The sequence below is a fragment of the Thermomonas sp. genome, from assembly GCF_041919455.1.
Classification (GTDB): domain Bacteria; phylum Pseudomonadota; class Gammaproteobacteria; order Xanthomonadales; family Xanthomonadaceae; genus Thermomonas.
Genome location: NZ_JAYRTQ010000005.1, coordinates 163,122 through 182,527 on the forward strand (window position 1 = coordinate 163,122; position 19,406 = coordinate 182,527).

The following is a 19,406-nucleotide window of genomic DNA, read 5'->3' on the forward strand; positions in this document are numbered from 1 at the left end:
AGACGACTGTCTGTCCAATCCAGCGACTTTGATTTTCGGTTTGTTCAAAGCCGGAGCATGAAGTCACTGGATTCCCGCCTTCGCGGGAATGACAACAATGCCCTGGCGGATCGCGTCAGTGGTCCGCATGCACCGCCACGTGCAGGGCGAGCAGGCGACGCGCGTCGGCCCGCGCGACCGTGAAGCGGAAGCGACCCAGCGCGAGTTCCTCGCCGGCTTCCGGCAAGTGGCCGATGGCATCGGTGACCAGGCCGCCGATCGTGTCGTACTCGTCGTCGTCGAAATCGGCGCCGAAGCGCTGGTTGAAATCGGCGATCGGGGTCAGCGCATCGACCACGAACTGGCCGTCGTCCTGCGCCGCGATGAGTTGTGATGCGTCCTCGGCGTCGTCGTGCTCGTCGTCGATGTCGCCCACGATCTGTTCCAGCACGTCCTCGATGGTCACCAGCCCGGCCACGCCGCCGTATTCGTCGATGACGATCGCCATGTGGTTGCGCGACTGGCGGAACTCGCGCAGCAGCACGTTGAGTTTCTTCGATTCCGGGATCAGCACCGCCGGGCGCAGCAACTCGCGGATGGTGCCGGGCCCGTTGTCGGCGACCACGCCGCGCAGCAGGTCCTTGGCCAGCAAGATGCCCAGGATCTCGTCCTTGTCCTCGCCATGCACCGGAAAGCGCGAATGGCCGGATTCGACCACCTGTTTCATCAGCTCCAAAAACTTTCCGTCGGCCGGCAGCGCGACCATCTGCGCGCGGGAGACCATCACGTCGCCGACCGTGAGGTCGGCCACCGCGATGGCGCCTTCCATCATCCGCAGGGTGTCGGCGGCGATCAGGCCGTCGGCCTGCACGTCGCGCAGCAGCTCGACCAGATCCTCGCGGGTAGTGGGCTCGCCCGAGAGGGCGGCGCTGATGCGGTCCAGCCAGGAGCGGCGTGGTTTGTCGCCGCTGCGTTCAGCGGAATCGGCGTCTTGCCGACTGTCGTCCTCGGACATGGTGCGCGGGGTTGCCTGTGGGTGTACCCGGCGAGTCTAGCGAATCGGCGCGGCATGGCGGTGAATCGGGCGCGCTGGGCCGGCGGCATAGGCTGCCGGTCCGGTTGCGTGCCCTTGGGCCATTGCGGACACTGGCGGCGGGGAGCCAGCATCGCGCCGGCCATGCACGAGGTGCAGCTTGGCAAGAGACGATGGCCTGTTGATCAAGCCGGAACCGCGCAAGCCGTGGGTCAAAGTGGCGGTTGCCGCAGGTGTGCTGGCCGTCCTGGCAGGCGGGTATGTCGCCTTCGGACTCTCCGGGAAGCCGACACCCGGGGCGGCCGTTCCGGCTGCGTCATCCGCGCCGGTCGCCGCGACCGCCGACCAACTGCCCGCCATCATCATCGCCGTGCTGCCATTGGCGGCCGAAGCGGGCGATGCCGCCACGCCCGCCGTCTCCGAGGATTCGTCCCAGCAACTGGTGGATGCGCTCAAGGGCGGAAACGATGCGGGGCAAGTCTTCAACGACGGCCTGTCCGCGCAACTCGTCGGCGCGCTTGCGCAATTCGAAGGCGTGGCGGTCACCAACCCGGAATCGTCCTTCCAGCAACGCGATCCGAACGCATTGCCGGCGACGCTCGGCAAGACGCTCGGGGCCACCCACTTGCTGCGCGGCACCGCCAGCCGCAAGGGCGACACGCTGCGGATCGATGCCGCCCTGGTCAGCGCGGCCGATGGCAGCACCGTCTGGTTCAACCGCTACCAGCGCCCGTACGCCGAGTTGTTCAAGGTCCAGGACGAAATGGCCGCCGCGATCGGCGCAGCATTGAAGGTCAAGCGCCTGCCGGCGCCGCAGGGCGCGCAGGACGAACGGCCGCCGGGCGGCAAGCTGGCGGCCTACGAGGCGTTGCTGGCGGGCGATGCCGCGCTCGGGCGCGGCGATGCGGAAGGGGTTTCCGCGGCGATTGCCGAATACGAACGCGCGATCGGCCTCGATGCCGCTTACGGACATGCGCATGCGCGACTGGCGCTGGCGCGCATCGAGCTGGCCACGCGCTTCCCGACCGAAGCGGGCGATGTCCGCGAAGCCGGCGAGAAGGCCCGCCGCGAGGCCGCCACCGCGCTTCGCCTGACCCCCGACAGTGCCGAAGCGCATGCCGCCAATGCGGCGTGGCTGGGCAGCATCGCGCTGGACCAGGCCGGTGCACTCGCGGAGACTGAACGCGCGCTGGCGCTCAGCCCACGGGATGCCTCGCTGCTGCATTCCCTCGCGATCCGGCAGACCGCGTTCGGTCGGTTGGAGGACGCGGCCGCGACCCTGCGCCGTGCGTTGCGACTGAATCCGTTGTCGGCGGGGATGCTGTACAACCTCGGCGGCATCTACCTGGGCATGAACGATTACGCCGAAGCGGAGCACGTCCTTGGCCAGGCGCTGGCGCTGCGGCCGGATATTTCCGTGGTGCGCGCGTTCCAGGCGCTCGCGATCTTCCAGCAGAACCGCGCCCCCGAGGCGATCGCCATTGCGCAGCAGGAACCGGATCCGTTGTGGAAGGCGTATGCGCTGGCGATGGCCTATTGGGCGAACGGCGATCGCGCCCGCTCGGATGCCGAGTTGCAGGTGTTGATCCGCGACAACCCCGAGGGCGCCGCCACCCAGATCGCCGGCCTGTATGCGCAGCGCGACGACGAAGCGGCGATGTTCAAGTGGCTGCAGGTCGCCCGCGATGCCGGCGATCCCGGGATCGTGGAGATCCGCTACATGCCGTTCGTGTCGCGCTATGCGGAAGACCCGCGCTTCATCGCCTTGCTGCGCGAACTCGACCTGGTGCAGGACACGGCGAAGGCGCCGGTGCCCAAGCCTGCGGGCGGCAACACGCCCTGATCGCAGGTGGCGCCGGGCTCAGGATTCCCGGTACGGATCCGGCAAGCCGATGCCGGCCAGGATCTGGCGCTCCAGCTGTTCCATCGCCTCGGCCTCACGCGCGTCCTCGTGGTCCCAGCCGAGCAAATGCAGCGCACCGTGCACGGTCAGGTGGGCGTAATGCGCCCGCAGCGGCTTGCCCTGTTCCCGTGCTTCCCGCGCGATCACGGGCGAGCACAGCACCAGGTCGCCGAGCAAGGGCAGCTTGACGCCCTTCGGCAGGCCTTCCGGCAATTCCGCCGGAAAGCTGAGCACGTTGGTGGCGTAATCCTTGCCGCGGTAATGGTAGTTGAGCGAGCGGCCTTCCTTCTCGTCGACGATGCGGATCGCCAGGTCGGCCTCGCGGATGCGCCCGGCCAGTGCCGCCGCCACCCACCGGCGGAAACTCGTGGCCGCGGGAATGCCGGCGCGCGGCGCGGCGTAGCCCACGGCGACATCGAGGCGGGTCGGGCCCTTGGTCATTCGGACTTCCATTCGCTGGGGCTGAAGTCGATGCGCACCACGCGCGCGCCCTTCGATTTTTCGTCGAGCTTGGCGCCGGCCGCGTCCTTGAAGCAGTTCTCGCCCTGGATCTCCGCCGCGCGACGGACCAGGACCGCGGCCATCTCATCAGGCTTGGCGTCGGGGTCGATGACGATGTTCGCGTTCGCGCAACCACCCACGTTCGCCACCTCGATCGCCGGTACCAGGGTGCGCGCGGCAAGGTCGGTCAGCGCATCGAACGCAGCCTGGTCGATGCGCTCGCGCGCAGCCGATGCCCGCACCTTGAAGAAATAAAGCTGCCGATGGAACAGGTAGCCGTTCGAGGCCATCGGGAATCCCCCGTTGACCATCGTGTTGTGCATGCGCAAGCGCTTGCCGACCGTTTGCGTCGAGGCGATCGCCTCCCGCAAGGCTGTATCCAGCTCGGCGTCGGAAGCGGCAGCCCGCTTGGCGGGCTCGGGTGCGTCAAGTGGGAAATCCTCGTCCGAGAGGAATTGCAGGTCGCGCACATGGCCGGCCTGCTGTGCATGTTCCAGGCTGCCGCGGAAATCGACCATGCCCGAGGCGATCGCTTCCGCCTGCGGCGCGCGCCCGGATGGATAGACGAACACGTCGAACCGGGTTTCCTGGTGATCCTTGAGGGCGTAGCGGAAACCGGCGCCGGCGTACTTGTTCTTGTCGTCGTAACTGTTGGCTTCCAGCACGAAGTCGCCGATCCGCTCCGGGGCGATCAGGTAGCTGGTTTCGATGAGCGGGCGTTCCGCCTTGTCCGCGGCAGCGGGCGCATCCGCCTTTCCGGCATGCGCCGGCAAGGCGAACCCCAGCGCCAGTGCGGTGGCGATGAACCTGCGTGGGGGAATCCGGTGCATGGCGTGTCCGCGCGCTGCGTCAGGCGGCAGTCTACGCCGCACCGCTGGCCGCATCGCGGGCGTCGCGGGCCTCGTAGGCATTGACGATTCGCGCCACCAGCGGATGCCGGACCACGTCGCGGGCCTCGAAGAAGGTGAAGCTCACGCCATCCACGCCGCGCAGCACCTCGGTGGCATCGCGCAGGCCGGACTTCACGTGCCTGGGCAGGTCGGTCTGGGTCATGTCGCCGGTGATCACCGCCGTGCTGCCGAAGCCCAGCCGGGTCAGGAACATCTTCATCTGCTCGATGGTGGTGTTCTGTGCCTCGTCCAGGATCACGAAGGCGTCATTGAGCGTGCGCCCGCGCATGTAAGCGAGCGGGGCGATCTCGATGACGTTCTTCTCCAGCAGTCGCGCGACTTTCTCCACGCCGAGCATCTCGTAGAGCGCGTCGTACAGCGGGCGCAGGTAGGGATCGACTTTCTGGGTGAGGTCGCCGGGCAGGAAGCCGAGCTTCTCGCCGGCTTCCACCGCCGGGCGCACCAGGATCACCCGCTGCACCCGCGACTGGTTGAGCGCGTCGACCGCCATCGCCACGGCGAGGAAGGTCTTGCCGGTGCCGGCCGGTCCCACGCCGAAATTGATGTCGTGGCTGGCGATGGCCTGCAGGTACTTGCGCTGGTTGTCGCCGCGCCCGCGCAGGGTGCCGCGCTTGACCCGCACCGCGATCTCCTGCGACGCGTGCGCGTTGCCCGATGCGGCAGGCGTGTCCTCGTCGCCATCGGCGAACGCGCCCAGCCGCAGGTGGATGGCGTGTTCGTCCAGTGCCTCGCCGGCGGCATCGTCGTACAACTGGCGCAGCAGGCGCTCGGCGCGCGCGACGACGTCGGCATCGCGGCCGTCGACGCGGAACACGTTGCCGCGGTTTGAGATCTCCACGCCCAGTCGCAATTCGAGCAGGCGCAGGTGGGCATCGAACGGGCCGGTCATGTTGGCCAGGCGTTCGATGTCGTCGGGTTCGAGGGTGAAGTCGCGTCGGTTCTGCATGCCGCAAAGGGTAACGCGCCATTCGTGATGGTGCCGCAACGCGGCTTGCCTGCCGCCGGCACTTGCGCCACTGTCCACCCTCCGTGAGGCAAGGGGATGGCGATGGGCATGGGGATGCGCAAGCTTGCATGGGTGGTGCCGGCGATGCTGCTGGTGTCGGGGCAGACGCTTGCCGATGATCGGGTGACCCTGGTCAGCGCCGCGCGCATCCACACGATGGACGTCGCCAAGCCGACCGCATCGGCGATGGCCTACGACAAGGGCGGGCGCATCCTCGCGGTCGGCGATATCGAGGCGTTGGCGAAACGGTTCCCGCAGGCGCGTCGCAAGGACCTGGGCCAGGCAACGTTGATCCCCGGCCTGATCGACGCGCATGCGCATGTCGGTGGCCTCGGGCTCGCGATGCTCAGCGCGGACCTGGTCGGGACTCGCGACAAGGCCGAGATCCTGCAGCGCCTGCGCGCGCATGCGAAGACGCTCAAGCCCGGCGAATGGCTCATTGGCGGCGGCTGGGACCAGAATGACTGGCCGGAGAAAACCTTCCCGGGCGCGGCCGACCTCGATGCCGCGTTCCCGGATCGCCCGGTGTGGCTGTCGCGGGTGGACGGCCATGCCGGCTGGGCCAACAGCGCGGCGATGCGCGCGGTGCGGCGCAGCCTGGCCGGCGCGTGGCAACCCGATGGTGGTCGCATCGACCGCAATGCCGCCGGCGAGCCGACCGGCCTGTTCATCGACAACGCCATGCTCCTGCTCGAGCAGGCGCGTCCGCCGATGTCGGAAACCACCGCCGAACATGCCTTGCGCATCGCGATGCGCAGTGCGGCCGCGCAGGGCCTGACCGGCGTGCACGATGCCGGCATCAGCCTGGCCGAACTGCGCCGCTTCCAGCGCCTGGCCGATCGTGGGCAATTGCCGCTGCGGATCACCGCGATGGCCGATGGCGACAGCGATGCGCTGGAATCGCTGTGCCGGGACGGGCTGTACCGGCACCGTTCGGGTCGCCTGCAGATGCGTGCGGTGAAGCTGTATGCCGATGGCGCGTTGGGCAGTCGCGGCGCGGCGATGCTGGAGGACTACAGCGACGATCACGGCAATCGCGGGCTCATGGTGATGTCGCCGGCGCAACTGGCCACGGCGGTGGCGAAGGCCAAGCGCTGCGGCGTGCAGGCCGCGACGCACGCAATCGGCGATCGCGGCAATCGCGAGACGCTGGATCTCTATGCGAAGGCGCTCGCTGCCGACGCCGCCGGCGACCATCGCTGGCGCATCGAGCATGCGCAGGTGCTGGCGCCGCAGGACCTGCCGCGGCTGGCCGGCCTCCACGTCATCGCCTCGATGCAGCCGACCCACGCCACCAGCGACATGCCCTGGGCGCAGGACCGCGTGGGCCCGGAGCGCATCGTCGGCGCCTACGCCTGGCGGCAATTGCGCGACAGCGGGGCGCGCCTCGCGTTGGGTTCGGATTTCCCGGTGGAGCGCGTGGATCCGCGGCTGGGCCTGGCGTCCGCGGTGACGCGCGCCGATGCCGACGGCCTGCCGGTGGGCGGCTGGTATCCGAACGAGAAGCTGACGGCCTATGAAGCCTTGCGCGGCTTCACCCTGGATGCCGCCTATGCCGGTTTCGCCGAGGCCGAGGTCGGCAGCCTGCAAGCCGGCAAGCGTGCCGATTTCGTGGTGCTGGCCGAGGATCCGCTGGCGGTGCCCGGTGCCGAACTCAGGGCGCTGACCGTGCTCGCGACCTATGTCGACGGCAAGCCGGTGTACGAAGTGACGGGCAACGGCTCAGCGGCTGCGCCATAAGGCCGCCAGCCCGATCGCGGCCATCGCGATCGAGCCGGCCAGCCACAACATCGCATCGAGCGCGTGCATGGAGCCGCCATCGCGCCCGGTCTTCATCCACCAGCGCATGAAACCCAGCGCGGCGATGCCGAGGAACCACAGGCCCAGCGCGTGACGCGACCACCATCCGCGCCGCGTCATGGCGCGACGCGTTCCATCAGGCGGCGTCGACGGTCGCCACCCGGCCGCGCAGCGAATTGCTCAGCGCCTCGGTGATGACGACATCGACGAACTGGCCGACCAGCCTCGGATGGCCGGCGAAATTCACCGAGCGCATGTTCTCGGTCTTGCCGGTCAGCTCGTTCGGATCCTTCTTCGACGGACCTTCCACCAGCACGGTCTGCACGTTGCCGACCATCGCCCGCGAGATTTCCAGCGCGTGCGCATTGATGTGCTGCTGCAGGCGCTCCAGCCGCGCGTGTTTCTCGGCATCGGACACGTCGTCCTGCAGGTCGGCGGCCGGGGTTCCGGGGCGCCGCGAATAGATGAAGCTGAAGCTCTGGTCGAAGCCGACGTCCTCGATCAGTTTCATGGTCTTGTCGAAGTCGGCGTCGGTCTCGCCGGGGAAACCGACGATGAAGTCCGAGCTGATCGAGATGCCGGGCCGCACCGCGCGCAGCTTGCGGATCTTCTGCTTGAACTCGATCGCGGTGTAGCCGCGCTTCATCGCCGCCAGGATGCGGTCGCTGCCGGCCTGCACCGGCAGGTGCAGGTAGTTGGCCAGCTTGGGCACGTCGCGATAGGCCTCCACCAGCGAATCGCTGAACTCCAGCGGGTGCGAGGTGGTGAAGCGGATCCGGCCGATGCCGTCGATCTCGGCAATAGTGCGGATCAGCAGGCCCAGGTCGGCGATGTCGCCATCACCGTAGGGGCCGCGGTACGCATTGACGTTCTGGCCGAGCAGGTTGACCTCGCGCACGCCCTGCGCGGCCAGCTGGGCGACTTCGACCAGGACGTCCTCGAACGGGCGGCTGACTTCCTCGCCGCGGGTGTAGGGCACCACGCAGAAGCTGCAGTACTTGCTGCAGCCTTCCATGATCGACACGAACGCCGAGGGGCCATCGGCGCGCGGCTCCGGCATGCGGTCGAACTTCTCGATCTCCGGGAAGCTGATGTCGACCTGCGGCTGGCCGGAGCTGCGGCGCTCGCGGATCAGGTCGGGCAGGCGGTGCAGGGTCTGCGGGCCAAAGACGAGGTCCACGTAGGGGGCGCGCTTGACGATGGCCGCGCCTTCCTGGCTTGCCACGCAGCCGCCCACGCCGATCAGCACCTTTTCGCCGTTCTTGTTCAGCGATTTCCAGCGGCCGATCCGGCTGAAGACCTTTTCCTGGGCTTTTTCGCGGATCGAGCAAGTATTGACCAGGATAACGTCGGCTTCTTCGGCGATTGCGGTCAGTTCCATGCCGTCGGTCGCGGCCAGCACGTCGGCCATGCGCGCCGAGTCGTACTCGTTCATCTGGCAGCCGTGGGTCTCGATGAACAGTTTCTTGCGGGCGGGCGCGTCCGCGACCTGCGGTTCGGGCTGGCTCATGTCGGTCTCCGGGGCGCGGCGGTTAATCCGGGCCGGGTTGGGGGCGCGAGCTTAGCAAACGCCCCGCATGCCGCCATTGGCCGCGCGTCGCAAGCGCTCGCGTTCAGGAAAATCAAGGACTTGTCATCGCAATTTGAAGGGGCGAGACTGCGCGCATGAAGGGTTTGGCCGCTGTCCTGTTCTCGACCTTGCTGCTGGCCGCGCCTGCGCTGGCGGGCAATGTCTATCGCTGCGAAGGCAGCGACGGCGTCACCACCTACGCCAACAAGCGGGTCGCCGGCGCCAGTTGCAAGCTGGTCGGCAGCTACAAGGCCCAACGCGCGCCGAAGCCCAGGGTCGCCGCTGCGCCTTCAGGGATCGCATCCTCGTCCCGCCGCAGCGAGTCCCCGCCGCCCGGAGGTGTGCCACCGGCCACGATGGCAGCCTCGCAACCCGCTCGTTCTTCGATGCCCGTCGCCGCGGAAACCCGGATTCCGGTCGCACATGCGTCGCCGGCATCCTCGACGCCGGCCGGGCCGCGTCGTGTGCACGGACAGGTCTACTCGTACATGAAGGACGGCGTGCGCACCTACAGCAGCGCCCGTCCGCGCGGCATGTCGCTGGCCTCGGTACGAACCATCAAATACAGCTACATGGAGACCTGTTACGCCTGCGGGACCAGGCCCGGGGTGAACTTCCGCACGTTGCGCCTGAACACCACGGCCTACCAGGCCGAGATCGCCGCCGCGGCGCGCGAACACGGCGTCGACGAGTCCATCGTCCGCGCCATCATCCATGCGGAATCCGCGTTCAACCCGAATGCGCTGTCGCGTGTCGGCGCGCAGGGCCTGATGCAACTGATGCCGGGCACCGCGCGCGAGGTCGGCGTCAGCGACGCATTCGATCCCGTGCAGAACATCGGCGGCGGCGTGCGCTACCTGGCGATGCTGCTGAAGCGCTTCAACGGCAACCTGACCCTGGCCGCGGCAGGCTACAACGCCGGACCGGGCGCGGTGGCCAAGTACGGCGGCGTGCCGCCCTACAGCGAGACCCGCCGCTACGTGGAACGGGTCGGGTTGCTGGCCGACCGCTACCGCGGCCTGGCGAATCCCGTCGCCGCGCCGGCGCAGGGCGGATTGTCGGCTCGTTAAGCGTTCCGTTACACTTCCCCGTCTTTTGCGGCCGGCCAGCGTGCGCCAGCGCGTCGCCAGGCGCCGCAGCCGTGTATTTGCTTATTTTCGGAGTGCGGGATGACCAACCAAGAGGTCAACACCGGCCGGCGCAGGTTCCTGACCGCGACCACGGCAGGGGTCGGTGCGGTCGGGGCGGGGTTCGCCGCGGTGCCTTTCATCAAGTCGTGGAGCCCCAGCGCCCGCGCCCGTTTCGCCGGTGCGCCGGTGAGCCAGGACCTCAGCGCCCTGGCCGACGGCCAGCAACTGGTGATCAACTGGCGCGGCCAGCCGATCTTCATCGCCAAGCGCTCCAAGGCGATGCTGGACACCATGAAGTCGCTGGATTCGCTGCTCGCGGATCCGGGTTCGGCGAATGCCGACCAGCAGCCGAAGTACGCGCAGAACGCCTCGCGTTCGATCAAGCCGGAGATCTCCGTGCTGGTCGGCGTGTGCACCCACCTGGGTTGCGCGCCGGAACACCTGCCGGAAGTGAAGCCGCAGCCGTTCGATCCCGACTGGAAGGGCGGCTACTTCTGCCCCTGCCACAAGTCGCGCTACGACCTTGCCGGTCGCGTGTACAAGGCGCAGCCGGCGCCGGCCAACCTGCCGGTGCCGCCGTACTTCTTCGAGAACGACAGCACCGTGGTCATCGGCGTTGATCCGCAGGGAGCCGCGTAAGCCATGGCGAACATCCTTACCCGCACCGCGACCACCGCCGCCAACGGCGTGATGGACTGGGTCAACCAGCGCGCGCCCGGCATGATGCCGTTCTACCGCAAGCACATGTCGGAGTACTACGCGCCGAAGAACTTCAACATCTGGTACATCTTCGGGATCCTGGCCAGCGTGGTGCTGGTCAACCAGATCGTCACCGGCATCTTCCTGACGATGCACTTCAAGCCGAGCGCGGCGGAGGCCTTCGCCTCGGTCGAATACATCATGCGCGACGTGGAGTGGGGCTGGCTGATCCGCTACATGCACAGCACCGGCGCGTCGCTGTTCTTCGTGGTGGTCTACCTGCACATGTTCCGCGGCCTGATGTACGGCTCGTACAAGAAGCCGCGCGAACTCGTCTGGCTGCTGGGCATGCTGATCTACCTGGTGCTGATGGCCGAAGCCTTCCTCGGCTACGTGCTGCCGTGGGGCCAGATGTCCTACTGGGGCGCCAAGGTGATCATCTCGCTGTTCGGCGCGTTCCCGGTGATCGGCACCGGCCTGACCGAATGGATCATGGGCGACTACAACCCGGGCGACGCCACCCTCAACCGCTTCTTCGCCCTGCACGTGATCGCGCTGCCGCTGGTGCTGTTGCTGCTGGTGGTGCTGCACATCTTCGCGCTGCATGAGGTGGGGTCCAACAACCCGGACGGCATCGAGATCAAGAAGGGCCCGAAGGGCAACCGCTGGTCGCCGACCGCGCCCGCCGACGGCGTGCCGTTCCACCCGTACTTCACGGTGAAGGACACGTTCTACGTCTGCTGCTTCCTGGTCATCGCGGCGTTTATCATCTTCTTCGCGCCCGCGTTCGGCGGCTGGTTCCTGGAGCACGACAACTTCACCGAGGCAAACGCCCTGGTGACTCCGGCCCACATCAAGCCGGTGTGGTACTACACGCCGTATTACGCGATGTTGCGCGTGGTGCCCTCGTTCTTCGGCATCAAGCTGTGGGGCGTGCTGGTGATGTTCGGCGCGATCGCCGTGCTCTTCCTGGTGCCGTGGCTCGACAAGTCGCCGGTGAAGTCCTACCGCTACCGCGGCTGGCTGAGCTGGGGGATGCTGCTGATGTTCGCGGTCAGCTTCCTGTGGCTGGGCAAGATCGGCGCGGGTCCGGGCACGGATCCGACCGAAACCATCATCGGCCGCGTGCTGACCTTCCTCTACTTCGCCTTCTTCATCACCATGCCGGTGTGGACGAAGCTCGACAAGACCAAGCCGGTGCCGGAACGGGTGACGATGCATGACTAACATGCTTTCCAAGACGCGGGCGCTTGCCTCCCGCCTGGCGGTGTTCGCCGCCGGTCTCCTGCTGTCGGCGGTGGCGCTCGCCGCCGGCGGTGGCAACGTGCAGCAGGCCGGTACCGACCTGAACGACAAGGCCTCGCTGCAGCGCGGTGCCGGGCTGTACATGAACTACTGCAGCGGCTGCCATTCGCTGAAGTACCTGCGCTATGCCCGCATCGGCGAAGACCTCGGCCTGTCCGAGGAAGACGTCCAGGCCAACCTGAACTTCAACGGCGGCAAGATCGGCGACCACGTGATTTCGCCGATGACCGCGGCGATGGGCGTGGCCGCGTTCGGCAAGGCACCGCCGGACCTGAGCGTGATCTCGCGCGTGCGCGGCAGCGACTGGATCTACACCTACCTGAAGTCGTTCTACCTGGACGAGTCGCGTCCGGTCGGCTGGAACAACAAGTTGTTCGCCAACGCCTCGATGCCGAACCCGCTGTGGGAACTGCAGGGCCTGCAGCAGCCGGTGTACGGCAAGAAGACCGCGACGGGCGAGATGCCGGTCGAGGGCTTCACCATCAGCCAGGCCGGCTCGCAGGATGCGCAGCAGTTCGACCAGAGCGTGCGCGACATCACCGCGTTCCTGGAGTACGCCGGCGAGCCCGCCGCGTTGAAGCGCGAGAGCCTCGGCGTGTGGGTGATCCTGTTCCTGGTGTTCCTGGCGTTCCTCGCCTGGTTGCTGAAGAACGAATACTGGCAGGACGTCCACTGACACGACGGCGGCGGGCGCGACGAACAGGGTAGAGAAGTACGCTTTGCGGCCGGCCGCATCGTGCGGGCGGCGCAGGTGCGACCGGCGTGGCCGGGAGCAGGAGTGGTCCTGATGATGGCTGTGAGTCCGCGGATGCGTAACGCCCTGACCTTGTTCTCCTCGGTCGACGATGTCCTCTGCCACCGCGTCCGCCTGGTGCTGGCGGCGAAGGGCGTCACCTACGACTTCGTGTCGGTCGATCCGCAGAACCCGCCGGAAGACCTGATCGACCTCAATCCGTACCACTCGGTGCCGACCCTGGTCGAGCGCGACCTGGTGCTGTACGCGGCCAGCGTGGTCAGCGAATACCTGGACGAGCGCTATCCGCATCCGCCGCTGATGCCGGTCGACCCGCTCTCGCGCGCGCGCCTGCGCCTGGCCATGCTGCGGATCGAGCACGACTGGGTGCCGCAGGTGCAGGCGATCCGGATGGGCAACAAGCAGCAGGTCGAGGCCGCACGCAAGCGCCTGAAGGAACTGCTGACCGCTTCGGTGCCATTGTTCAAGGCCAGCAAGTTCTTCCTCAACCAGGAAATGAGCCTGGCCGATTGCGCGATGGCCCCGATCATCTGGCGCCTGCAGTCGTTGGGGATCCCGTTGCCGAAGGACGGCAAGGCGATCGAGGACTACGGCAACCGGATCTTCCGCAACCCCGGCTTCCTGCGCAGCCTGACCGAGCAGGAAAAGGCCCTGCGCGATCTCCCGTTGTGACGGTGAATTGAGATGGGCGATCCCGCCCCGCCCGCGATGTCCAGCCAGCGCCCGTACCTGTTGCGTGCGCTGTACGAGTGGATCGCCGACAACGGCATGACCCCGCACGTGCTGGTGGATGCGCGCATGCCCGGCGTGCGCGTGCCGGCGCATGCGGTAAAGGACGGACGGATCGTGCTCAACATCGCCGAACGCGCGGTGGCCAAGCTCGAACTGGGCAACGACGCGATCCGCTTTACCGCGCGCTTTGCCGGGGTCAGCCAGGCCGTGATGGTGCCGCTCGATGCAGTGATCGCCATCTATTCGCGCGAAACCGGCCAGGGCATGGCGATGCCGGACGAGCCGCGCCCGGCCGCTTCGCAGTCGAGCGAGCCTGAGGTGGTCGAGCAGGCCGATGACGTCCCGTCACCCGGCGACGCGCCCGATGCACCGGACACGCCACCGGAACCGCCCAAGCGCGGTGGACACCTGCGCATCGTGAAATGACGCAGGGGCAGGCCCGCATGCCTGCCCAATCAAGAGGATTCGTAGGGGCAGGCCCCTGTGCCTGCCCGGTCGGGATGGTTTCGTAGGGGCAGGCCCCTGTGCCTGCCCTGCTCTGGTCGGAAGAGCGGGCAACCACGGGGGGTTGCCCCTACGCAACGACGGGTTACCTGATGCAACCACAGAGGGTTGCCCCCTGTGATCAATCGACCGCGAAGCTCCGCACCACCGCCTGCGCGGCGCGGCTGGGGCCGCTGAAGCCGACCAGCTTGTCGCCGAGCAGGACGATCCGGCCGATGTGCCGGTCCTGGCCATCCTCGGAATAGTCGAAGCGGAAGCTGCGCTCCAGGCCGAGCCAGCCATCGTCCTTGCGGCGCAGGCGCATCCCGGTCGCGTGCATCGACTGGTCCAGCCATTGCACGCCCGCGGCCTGGCAGGCATCGCGGCCGATGATGGCGGCGCGTTCCGCCGCCGCGCGCGCCGCGGAGAACGTGAAGAAGGCGATGACGCCCACAATCATTAAAATCAGCAAGGTCGGCATTCGCCCAATGTGGTGGTGCCGCGACCTCAGCGCAAGCATGGACAGGGGGAACGCGCGCAAATGGCAATGAAGCTGGTATTCCAGGGCGGTGAACATCCGCAATTTCCGCTGCCCGAGGGCAGTTCCAGCATCGGCTCGGCGCTCGAGGCCGATGTCCCGCTGGGCAACGATGGGATCGAACCCCTCCACTGCGAGCTGCTGGTCGGTGCGCACGGGGTGAGGCTGCGGGTCATCCCGGGGGCACGCGTGCTGGTCAATGACCGCCCGGTGGACGGCGTGATCGCACTGCGCGGCGACGACGTGCTGCGGATTGCCGACGTGAAGATCCGCTTGGTCGATGCCGTCGACGAGTTGCCACGCGCGGCCGCCAGCCACGGCAGCGTCGAACGCGGCGAACTCAACGCCACGATGGTGCGCCCGGTCATCCCGAAGTTCGCCCTGCGCGCCGTGTCGGGCAGCATGTTCGGCCGCAGCGTCCCCTTGCAGGCCAGCTTGACGATCGGGCGCGCGGAAGATGCCGGCCTGCGGATTCCGCTCGACAGCATTTCCCGTCAACACGCCCGCCTGACGCCCGCCGGCAATGAAGTGCTGGTCGAAGACCTGGGTTCCGCCAATGGCACCTGGATCAACGGCAAGCGGATCACCCGCGCCAGTGCCGCGCACGGCGACGAGATCAGCTTCGACAAGGAACGCTTCCAGTTGCTGGTGCCCGGGCAACCGGCGATTGTCCCGAAGCGTTCCAGGCGGGCGGGCAACACGCGTTGGCCATGGCTGCTGGCGGCGCTTGCCGCGGGCGCGGCGTTGGCGGCCTGGTTGATCCTGTAGCGGATCAACCGCCCGGTGGTGGGCCCAGCTTCAGCGAGAAGTCGATCGCGTGGACATGCTTGGTCAGTCCACCGATCGAGATGCAGTCCACGCCGTCTTCGGCGATGCCGCGCAGCGTGGTCATGTCGACGCCGCCGGAGACTTCCAGCGGGATCCGCCCCGCGTAGGGCGCACCCTTGGCGATGCGCACCGCTTCGCGGCGCGTGTCGGCGTCGAAATCGTCGATGAGGATGCGGGTGCAGCCGGTGTCGAGTGCGTCGCGCAATTGCGCCACGGTTTCCACCTCGACGATCAGCGGCAGTTCCGGGTGCAGCGCGCGCGCGCGGGCGATGGCCGCGGCCACCGAGCCGAACGCGCGGATGTGGTTTTCCTTCAGCATCACCGCGTCGTAAAGGGCGATCCGATGGTTGCTGCCGCCACCGACGCGCACTGCGTATTTCTGCGCCAGGCGCAGGCCGGGGATGGTCTTGCGGGTGTCGAGGATCTTCGTGCCGGTGCCGCGCACGGCATCGACATGGTGGGCGGTGGTGGTGGCGGTGCCGCTCAGCGTCTGCAGGAAATTGAGCGAGGCGCGTTCGGCGCTCACCAGCGCGCGATTGTGGCCTTGCAGGATCGCGATGACGGTGCCCTTGGCAACGTGGTCGCCCTCCTGGCAACGCCAGTCGATGCGCACGTCGCGATCCAGGGCGCGGTGCACGGCGTCGAACCAGGGCCGTCCGGCGACCACGCAGTCTTCCTTGCACAAGAGGTACGCGCTGTCTGCAGCGTCTTCCAGCAGCGACGCAGTGGCATCGCCGGGGCCGATGTCTTCGGCCAGCGCCGCTCCGACATTGGCCGCGATGACATCGGCAGGCGGCGGGGCGAAGCGGTTGCCGGCGTTCATGCCTTGGGGAAATCGGCGACCTGCGCGGTGGCGATGCCTTCCTCGGCCAGCAGGACCGGGATGCCGTCGTCGATGCGGTAGACCGTCTTGCGGTCGCGGGTCACCAGCGCCTCGCGCAGCGGGGATGCCTGCACGCTCTCATCGTTGAGGTGCACGCCGCCGTTGGCGATCGCGCGATTGAGTGCTTCCAGGCCCGAGGCTTCCAGCATGGCCAGGGGCATGCGGGTGGCGGGGCAGGCCAGGATGTCGAGCAGCTTGCGGTCCATGCGGTTCCGGGCGACGCGCGCCGATGACGGGTGGGATCGCTAGAATACCGGTTTGGATCAGGCGCCACGGCGCAGGCATCGCGATGACAGGCACTGCGGACGCACCCGATCAAGGCAAGCCACTCGTCGGCATCGTGATGGGCTCGCGCTCCGACTGGGAGACGATGCAGCACGCGGCACTGCGGCTGGAAGCGCTCGGCGTGGCGCACGAAGTGCGCGTGGTCTCGGCGCATCGCACGCCCGACGTGCTGTTCGACTACGCCGCCAGCGCGAAGTCGCGCGGCCTGCGCGCGATCATCGCCGGCGCCGGCGGGGCGGCGCACCTGCCGGGCATGCTGGCCGCCAAGACCGCGGTGCCGGTGCTGGGCGTGCCGGTGCAGAGCAAGGCGCTCAACGGCATGGACTCGCTGCTGTCGATCGTGCAGATGCCCGCAGGCATCCCGGTGGCGACATTCGCCATCGGCAATGCCGGCGCGGCCAACGCGGCGCTGTTCGCGGCGGCGATGCTGGCATCGGAATATCCGGTGGTCGGCGATGCGCTGGAAGCGTTCCGCGCGCAGCAGACCGACGACGTCGCCCGCAACGACGATCCACGCAAGTAAGGCGCGCGCAGCGATGAAGACGGTCGGCATCCTCGGCGGCGGGCAATTGGCGCGGATGATGGCGCTGTCCGCCGCGCCGCTGGGCTTGCGCTTCCTGGTCCTCGATACCGCCGCCGACGCCTGCGCCGGCCAGTTCGCGCCGATGGTGGTCGGCGACTACACCGACGAAGCCGCGCTGGCCGAATTCGCGTCGAAGATCGATGTGGCCACCTTCGATTTCGAGAACGTGCCCGCGGAATCCGCGCAATGGCTGGCCGGTCGCGTGCCGGTGTTCCCCAGCCCTCGTGCGTTGGCGGTGGCGCAGGATCGCCTCGCCGAGAAAACCCTGTTCCGCGAGCTCGGCATCCCGGTGCCGGACTTCGCGGACATCGATTCGCGGGCCGCGCTCGATGCGGCCGTGGTAACGCTGGGCACGCCCTGCATCCTCAAGACGCGTCGCCTGGGCTACGACGGCAAGGGCCAGTTCCGGATCAAGTCGCCGGCGGATGTCGATGCCGCATGGGATGCGCTGGGCGCGCAAGCCGGCACGGTCGGCCTGATCCTGGAGGGTTTCGTCGCCTTCCAGCGCGAATTGAGCGTGGTCGCCGTGCGCGGCCAGGACGGCGAATTCCGCGCCTGGCCGCTGACCGAGAACTGGCATGTCGATGGCGTGCTCTCGGCGAGCCTGGCACCGGCAGCGGTCGATGCTGCGATGCAGGCGACGGCGTTGTCGCATGCGCGCAAGCTTGCGGATGCGCTGGACTACGTGGGCGTGTTCGCGCTGGAGCTGTTCTGCCGCGACGGCGAATTGCTCGCGAACGAACTGGCGCCGCGTGTGCACAACTCCGGCCACTGGACCATCGAAGGCAGCGAGACGTCGCAGTTCCAGAACCACTTGCGCGCGGTGCTCGGCCTGCCCCTGGGCGATACGCGGATGCTCGGCGTGGCCTGCATGCTCAACTGGATCGGCGCGATGCCGGATGCCGCGCCGGTCCTGCGCGAGGCCAGCGGTCACTGGCACGACTACGGCAAGCAGCCGCGCACCGGGCGCAAGGTCGGGCATGCCACGCTGCGCGCGGAGAGCGTCGTGGAACTCGCCGATGCATTGCAGCGCGTCGGCGCTGTGCTGGGTCGCGATGCGCAGGTTGCGCCGGTGATCGCGCGCTTGCGCGGATAGCGCAAACGGGATTGGGTGAAGAAGACAACGGCCGGAGATCTGGCCGTTGTCGTGTTCCGATACTGCGCTTCAGCGGCAACGGCCGTAGCGGTTCGGCGAGGCGCCAGGACCACCTTTCCAGCCCGGTGGGTTTTCCCAATTGGTGCCGCGACCACCGCGCGGGCCCGGCGGGTTGTTGTCGAGATCCAGCCAGCAACGTCGCGCCTGGTTCCACAACCCGTGGCTCGGATGCCAGTAGCCGTAGTCGCGGCTGAAGTAGTAACCGTCCCGCGCGACCTGGAATTCGTAACGCTTTCCGCCATGCCGGTACCAGCGGCGATCCGGCGAGGCGCCGGGGCCGCCCTTCCACCCGGGCGGGTTTTCCCAGTTGGTGCCGCGTCCGCCGGCCGGGCCGGGCGGGTTGTGGTCGCGGTCGCGGCGTTGCGCGGCATCGGCCGTCGTCGCGGCACCGAGGGCGAGGGCGAACAGGCTGGCGGTCATCCAGTGGCGCATGCTCATGTCGGAACTCCTTTTCGGGATGGGAACCACGTCTCCGGAAAGGCATCAGCATGTGCATCGTTGACGACGGTGACCGCCATGTTCATGTCGCGCACAGGAAATTCCCGTGGCCTGGTAACGCAAAACGGCCGGGTTTCCCCGGCCGTCATGCAATGCGCTGCCTTGAAATGGCTTACTTCATGTTGCTGGCAACGAAGTCCCAGTTCACCAGGTTCCAGAACGCGTCCAGGTACTTCGGGCGGGCATTGCGGTAATCGATGTAGTAGGCGTGTTCCCACACGTCGCAAGTGAGCAGCGGGGTGTCCTCGCCGGTCAGCGGAGTCGCGGCGTTCGACGTGCTGGCCAGCGCCAGCGAACCGTCCTTGCGCTGCACCAGCCAGCCCCAGCCGGAGCCGAAGGTCTTGATCGAGGTATCGGTGAACTGTTCCTTGAACCTGGCGAAGTCGCCGAACGCGGCGTTGATCGCATCGGCCAGCTTTCCGGTGGGCTCACCGCCGCCGGCCGGCTTCAGGCAGTTCCAGTAGAAGGTGTGGTTCCAGATCTGTGCGGCGTTGTTGAACATCCCGCCCTGCGACTTGCGGATGATCTCCTCCAGCGGCATGTCGGCGAACTCGGTGCCCTCGATCATCTTGTTGAGGTTGTCGACGTAGGTCTTGTGGTGCTTGCCGTAGTGGAAGTCGATGGTTTCGCCGGAAATGTGCGGTTCCAGCGCGGTGCGGTCGTAGGGCAGGGCTGGCAGTTCGATGGCCATGGGCGGGCTCCTGTCGGAAGTGGCGGGGGTGCGGCCGGGGCCGCGCGAAGACTTACAATGTGCGAGTCGCTGAACACGCATTCTATCCCCACCGCCCGTGGCCAGGCCGTCAAGCCGCGGCGGGCGAACGCTGCAGGA

General features: G+C 67.7%; 22 protein-coding genes. 11 read left to right on the forward strand and 11 right to left on the reverse strand.

Annotated elements, in window-relative coordinates; genetic code table 11:
- Window positions 1-115 precede the first annotated feature (115 nt).
- Window positions 116-994, reverse strand: a complete 879-nt coding sequence (locus ACE3T8_RS05100; protein ID WP_374607349.1) for an HlyC/CorC family transporter — start codon at window positions 992-994, stop codon at window positions 116-118.
- 178 nt (window positions 995-1,172) lie between these two features.
- Between ACE3T8_RS05100 and ACE3T8_RS05105 the strand changes: the two genes are divergently transcribed.
- The gene (locus tag ACE3T8_RS05105) at window positions 1,173-2,855 is read left to right on the forward strand and encodes a tetratricopeptide repeat protein (RefSeq protein ID WP_374607351.1); all 1,683 of its coding nucleotides are present in this window, start codon (window positions 1,173-1,175) and stop codon (window positions 2,853-2,855) included.
- An 18-nt stretch (window positions 2,856-2,873) separates the two neighbouring features.
- Here the strand turns inward: ACE3T8_RS05105 and ybeY are convergent, their stop codons facing one another.
- From ybeY to ACE3T8_RS05120, 3 genes are read right to left on the reverse strand one after another with little or no spacing between them, the layout of a single operon-like run.
- Entirely contained in the window at window positions 2,874-3,356 is a 483-nt protein-coding gene (gene ybeY, locus ACE3T8_RS05110) for an rRNA maturation RNase YbeY (protein ID WP_374607352.1), read from the reverse strand.
- Window positions 3,353-4,246, reverse strand: a complete 894-nt coding sequence (locus tag ACE3T8_RS05115) for a hypothetical protein (RefSeq protein ID WP_374607354.1) — start codon at window positions 4,244-4,246, stop codon at window positions 3,353-3,355. The genes ybeY and ACE3T8_RS05115 overlap by 4 nt, the downstream gene beginning before the upstream one ends.
- A 31-nt stretch (window positions 4,247-4,277) precedes the next feature.
- Complete coding sequence (locus ACE3T8_RS05120; RefSeq protein ID WP_374607356.1) at window positions 4,278-5,273, reverse strand: PhoH family protein; 996 nt, start codon at window positions 5,271-5,273, stop codon at window positions 4,278-4,280.
- 108 nt (window positions 5,274-5,381) lie between these two features.
- Between ACE3T8_RS05120 and ACE3T8_RS05125 the strand changes: the two genes are divergently transcribed.
- A complete protein-coding gene (locus tag ACE3T8_RS05125) occupies window positions 5,382-7,073 on the forward strand; it encodes an amidohydrolase (protein ID WP_374607358.1) in 1,692 nt (563 codons plus the stop codon).
- Here ACE3T8_RS05125 and ACE3T8_RS05130 read toward each other — a convergent pair.
- Entirely contained in the window at window positions 7,056-7,253 is a 198-nt protein-coding gene (locus ACE3T8_RS05130; protein ID WP_374607359.1) for a hypothetical protein, read from the reverse strand. The genes ACE3T8_RS05125 and ACE3T8_RS05130 overlap by 18 nt on opposite strands.
- 16 nt (window positions 7,254-7,269) lie before the next feature.
- Window positions 7,270-8,643 carry a tRNA (N6-isopentenyl adenosine(37)-C2)-methylthiotransferase MiaB gene (gene miaB, locus ACE3T8_RS05135; RefSeq protein ID WP_374607361.1) on the reverse strand — a complete coding sequence of 458 codons (1,374 nt, stop codon included), beginning with the start codon at window positions 8,641-8,643 and terminating at the stop codon, window positions 7,270-7,272.
- Window positions 8,644-8,798: 155 nt separating this feature from the next.
- Here miaB and ACE3T8_RS05140 point away from each other — a divergent pair, with 155 nt between their 5' ends.
- The 6 genes from ACE3T8_RS05140 (at window position 8,799) to ACE3T8_RS05165 (ending at window position 13,749) form a co-directional block, all read left to right on the forward strand.
- Window positions 8,799-9,773, forward strand: coding sequence for a lytic transglycosylase domain-containing protein (locus tag ACE3T8_RS05140; RefSeq protein WP_374607363.1), 975 nt, complete (start codon window positions 8,799-8,801; stop codon window positions 9,771-9,773).
- Window positions 9,774-9,872: 99 nt separating this feature from the next.
- Window positions 9,873-10,472, forward strand: a complete 600-nt coding sequence (gene petA, locus ACE3T8_RS05145; RefSeq protein WP_374607364.1) for a ubiquinol-cytochrome c reductase iron-sulfur subunit — start codon at window positions 9,873-9,875, stop codon at window positions 10,470-10,472.
- 3 nt (window positions 10,473-10,475) lie between these two features.
- A complete protein-coding gene (locus tag ACE3T8_RS05150) occupies window positions 10,476-11,759 on the forward strand; it encodes a cytochrome bc complex cytochrome b subunit (RefSeq protein WP_374607366.1) in 1,284 nt (427 codons plus the stop codon).
- Window positions 11,752-12,513: a cytochrome c1 gene (locus ACE3T8_RS05155; protein ID WP_374607367.1), complete on the forward strand. Its 762-nt coding sequence runs from the start codon at window positions 11,752-11,754 to the stop codon at window positions 12,511-12,513. The genes ACE3T8_RS05150 and ACE3T8_RS05155 overlap by 8 nt, the downstream gene beginning before the upstream one ends.
- Window positions 12,514-12,627: 114 nt before the next feature.
- Window positions 12,628-13,263, forward strand: a complete 636-nt coding sequence (locus ACE3T8_RS05160) for a glutathione S-transferase N-terminal domain-containing protein (RefSeq protein ID WP_187553977.1) — start codon at window positions 12,628-12,630, stop codon at window positions 13,261-13,263.
- A gap of 12 nt (window positions 13,264-13,275) precedes the next feature.
- A complete protein-coding gene (locus tag ACE3T8_RS05165; RefSeq protein WP_374607369.1) occupies window positions 13,276-13,749 on the forward strand; it encodes a ClpXP protease specificity-enhancing factor in 474 nt (157 codons plus the stop codon).
- Between the two features lie 199 nt (window positions 13,750-13,948).
- Here ACE3T8_RS05165 and ACE3T8_RS05170 read toward each other — a convergent pair whose 3' ends face one another.
- On the reverse strand, window positions 13,949-14,287 hold the full coding sequence (locus ACE3T8_RS05170) for a DUF3301 domain-containing protein (RefSeq protein ID WP_374607371.1): 339 nt from the start codon (window positions 14,285-14,287) through the stop codon (window positions 13,949-13,951).
- Between the two features lie 60 nt (window positions 14,288-14,347).
- On the opposite strand from ACE3T8_RS05170, the gene ACE3T8_RS05175 reads away from it, so the two are divergent.
- Window positions 14,348-15,112 carry an FHA domain-containing protein gene (locus ACE3T8_RS05175; protein WP_374607372.1) on the forward strand — a complete coding sequence of 255 codons (765 nt, stop codon included), beginning with the start codon at window positions 14,348-14,350 and terminating at the stop codon, window positions 15,110-15,112.
- A 4-nt stretch (window positions 15,113-15,116) separates the two neighbouring features.
- Here ACE3T8_RS05175 and nadC read toward each other — a convergent pair whose 3' ends face one another.
- The gene (gene nadC, locus ACE3T8_RS05180; RefSeq protein ID WP_374607374.1) at window positions 15,117-15,995 is read right to left on the reverse strand and encodes a carboxylating nicotinate-nucleotide diphosphorylase; all 879 of its coding nucleotides are present in this window, start codon (window positions 15,993-15,995) and stop codon (window positions 15,117-15,119) included.
- Window positions 15,992-16,261 (reverse strand): Trm112 family protein, encoded by a 270-nt coding sequence (locus tag ACE3T8_RS05185; RefSeq protein ID WP_374607376.1) that lies wholly within the window; start codon window positions 16,259-16,261, stop codon window positions 15,992-15,994. The genes nadC and ACE3T8_RS05185 overlap by 4 nt, the downstream gene beginning before the upstream one ends.
- Window positions 16,262-16,344: 83 nt before the next feature.
- Here ACE3T8_RS05185 and purE point away from each other — a divergent pair, with 83 nt between their 5' ends.
- Both purE and ACE3T8_RS05195 read left to right on the forward strand, forming a co-directional pair.
- Complete coding sequence (purE, locus tag ACE3T8_RS05190; RefSeq protein ID WP_374607378.1) at window positions 16,345-16,863, forward strand: 5-(carboxyamino)imidazole ribonucleotide mutase; 519 nt, start codon at window positions 16,345-16,347, stop codon at window positions 16,861-16,863.
- A 13-nt stretch (window positions 16,864-16,876) separates the two neighbouring features.
- A complete protein-coding gene (locus tag ACE3T8_RS05195) occupies window positions 16,877-18,019 on the forward strand; it encodes a 5-(carboxyamino)imidazole ribonucleotide synthase (RefSeq protein ID WP_374607379.1) in 1,143 nt (380 codons plus the stop codon).
- Between the two features lie 69 nt (window positions 18,020-18,088).
- Here the strand turns inward: ACE3T8_RS05195 and ACE3T8_RS05200 are convergent, their stop codons facing one another.
- Together ACE3T8_RS05200 and sodB are read right to left on the reverse strand one after the other, a co-directional pair.
- Complete coding sequence (locus ACE3T8_RS05200; RefSeq protein ID WP_374607381.1) at window positions 18,089-18,517, reverse strand: hypothetical protein; 429 nt, start codon at window positions 18,515-18,517, stop codon at window positions 18,089-18,091.
- A gap of 172 nt (window positions 18,518-18,689) precedes the next feature.
- Entirely contained in the window at window positions 18,690-19,268 is a 579-nt protein-coding gene (gene sodB, locus ACE3T8_RS05205) for a superoxide dismutase [Fe] (RefSeq protein WP_374607382.1), read from the reverse strand.
- Window positions 19,269-19,406: the final 138 nt, after the last annotated feature.

Coding starts and splice junctions, on each gene's coding strand:
- sodB (WP_374607382.1), bottom strand. CDS start 19,268: ATGGCCATCGAACTGCCAGCCCTGCCCTACGACCGCACCGCGCTGGAA.
- nadC (WP_374607374.1), bottom strand. CDS start 15,995: ATGAACGCCGGCAACCGCTTCGCCCCGCCGCCTGCCGATGTCATCGCG.
- ACE3T8_RS05170 (WP_374607371.1), bottom strand. CDS start 14,287: ATGCCGACCTTGCTGATTTTAATGATTGTGGGCGTCATCGCCTTCTTC.
- petA (WP_374607364.1), top strand. CDS start 9,873: ATGACCAACCAAGAGGTCAACACCGGCCGGCGCAGGTTCCTGACCGCG.
- ACE3T8_RS05195 (WP_374607379.1), top strand. CDS start 16,877: ATGAAGACGGTCGGCATCCTCGGCGGCGGGCAATTGGCGCGGATGATG.
- ACE3T8_RS05140 (WP_374607363.1), top strand. CDS start 8,799: ATGAAGGGTTTGGCCGCTGTCCTGTTCTCGACCTTGCTGCTGGCCGCG.
- ACE3T8_RS05150 (WP_374607366.1), top strand. CDS start 10,476: ATGGCGAACATCCTTACCCGCACCGCGACCACCGCCGCCAACGGCGTG.
- miaB (WP_374607361.1), bottom strand. CDS start 8,643: ATGAGCCAGCCCGAACCGCAGGTCGCGGACGCGCCCGCCCGCAAGAAA.
- ACE3T8_RS05160 (WP_187553977.1), top strand. CDS start 12,628: ATGGCTGTGAGTCCGCGGATGCGTAACGCCCTGACCTTGTTCTCCTCG.
- ACE3T8_RS05165 (WP_374607369.1), top strand. CDS start 13,276: ATGGGCGATCCCGCCCCGCCCGCGATGTCCAGCCAGCGCCCGTACCTG.
- ACE3T8_RS05200 (WP_374607381.1), bottom strand. CDS start 18,517: ATGAGCATGCGCCACTGGATGACCGCCAGCCTGTTCGCCCTCGCCCTC.
- ACE3T8_RS05120 (WP_374607356.1), bottom strand. CDS start 5,273: ATGCAGAACCGACGCGACTTCACCCTCGAACCCGACGACATCGAACGC.
- ACE3T8_RS05185 (WP_374607376.1), bottom strand. CDS start 16,261: ATGGACCGCAAGCTGCTCGACATCCTGGCCTGCCCCGCCACCCGCATG.
- purE (WP_374607378.1), top strand. CDS start 16,345: ATGACAGGCACTGCGGACGCACCCGATCAAGGCAAGCCACTCGTCGGC.
- ACE3T8_RS05100 (WP_374607349.1), bottom strand. CDS start 994: ATGTCCGAGGACGACAGTCGGCAAGACGCCGATTCCGCTGAACGCAGC.
- ACE3T8_RS05175 (WP_374607372.1), top strand. CDS start 14,348: ATGGCAATGAAGCTGGTATTCCAGGGCGGTGAACATCCGCAATTTCCG.
- ACE3T8_RS05115 (WP_374607354.1), bottom strand. CDS start 4,246: ATGCACCGGATTCCCCCACGCAGGTTCATCGCCACCGCACTGGCGCTG.
- ACE3T8_RS05130 (WP_374607359.1), bottom strand. CDS start 7,253: ATGACGCGGCGCGGATGGTGGTCGCGTCACGCGCTGGGCCTGTGGTTC.
- ACE3T8_RS05155 (WP_374607367.1), top strand. CDS start 11,752: ATGACTAACATGCTTTCCAAGACGCGGGCGCTTGCCTCCCGCCTGGCG.
- ybeY (WP_374607352.1), bottom strand. CDS start 3,356: ATGACCAAGGGCCCGACCCGCCTCGATGTCGCCGTGGGCTACGCCGCG.
- ACE3T8_RS05125 (WP_374607358.1), top strand. CDS start 5,382: ATGGGGATGCGCAAGCTTGCATGGGTGGTGCCGGCGATGCTGCTGGTG.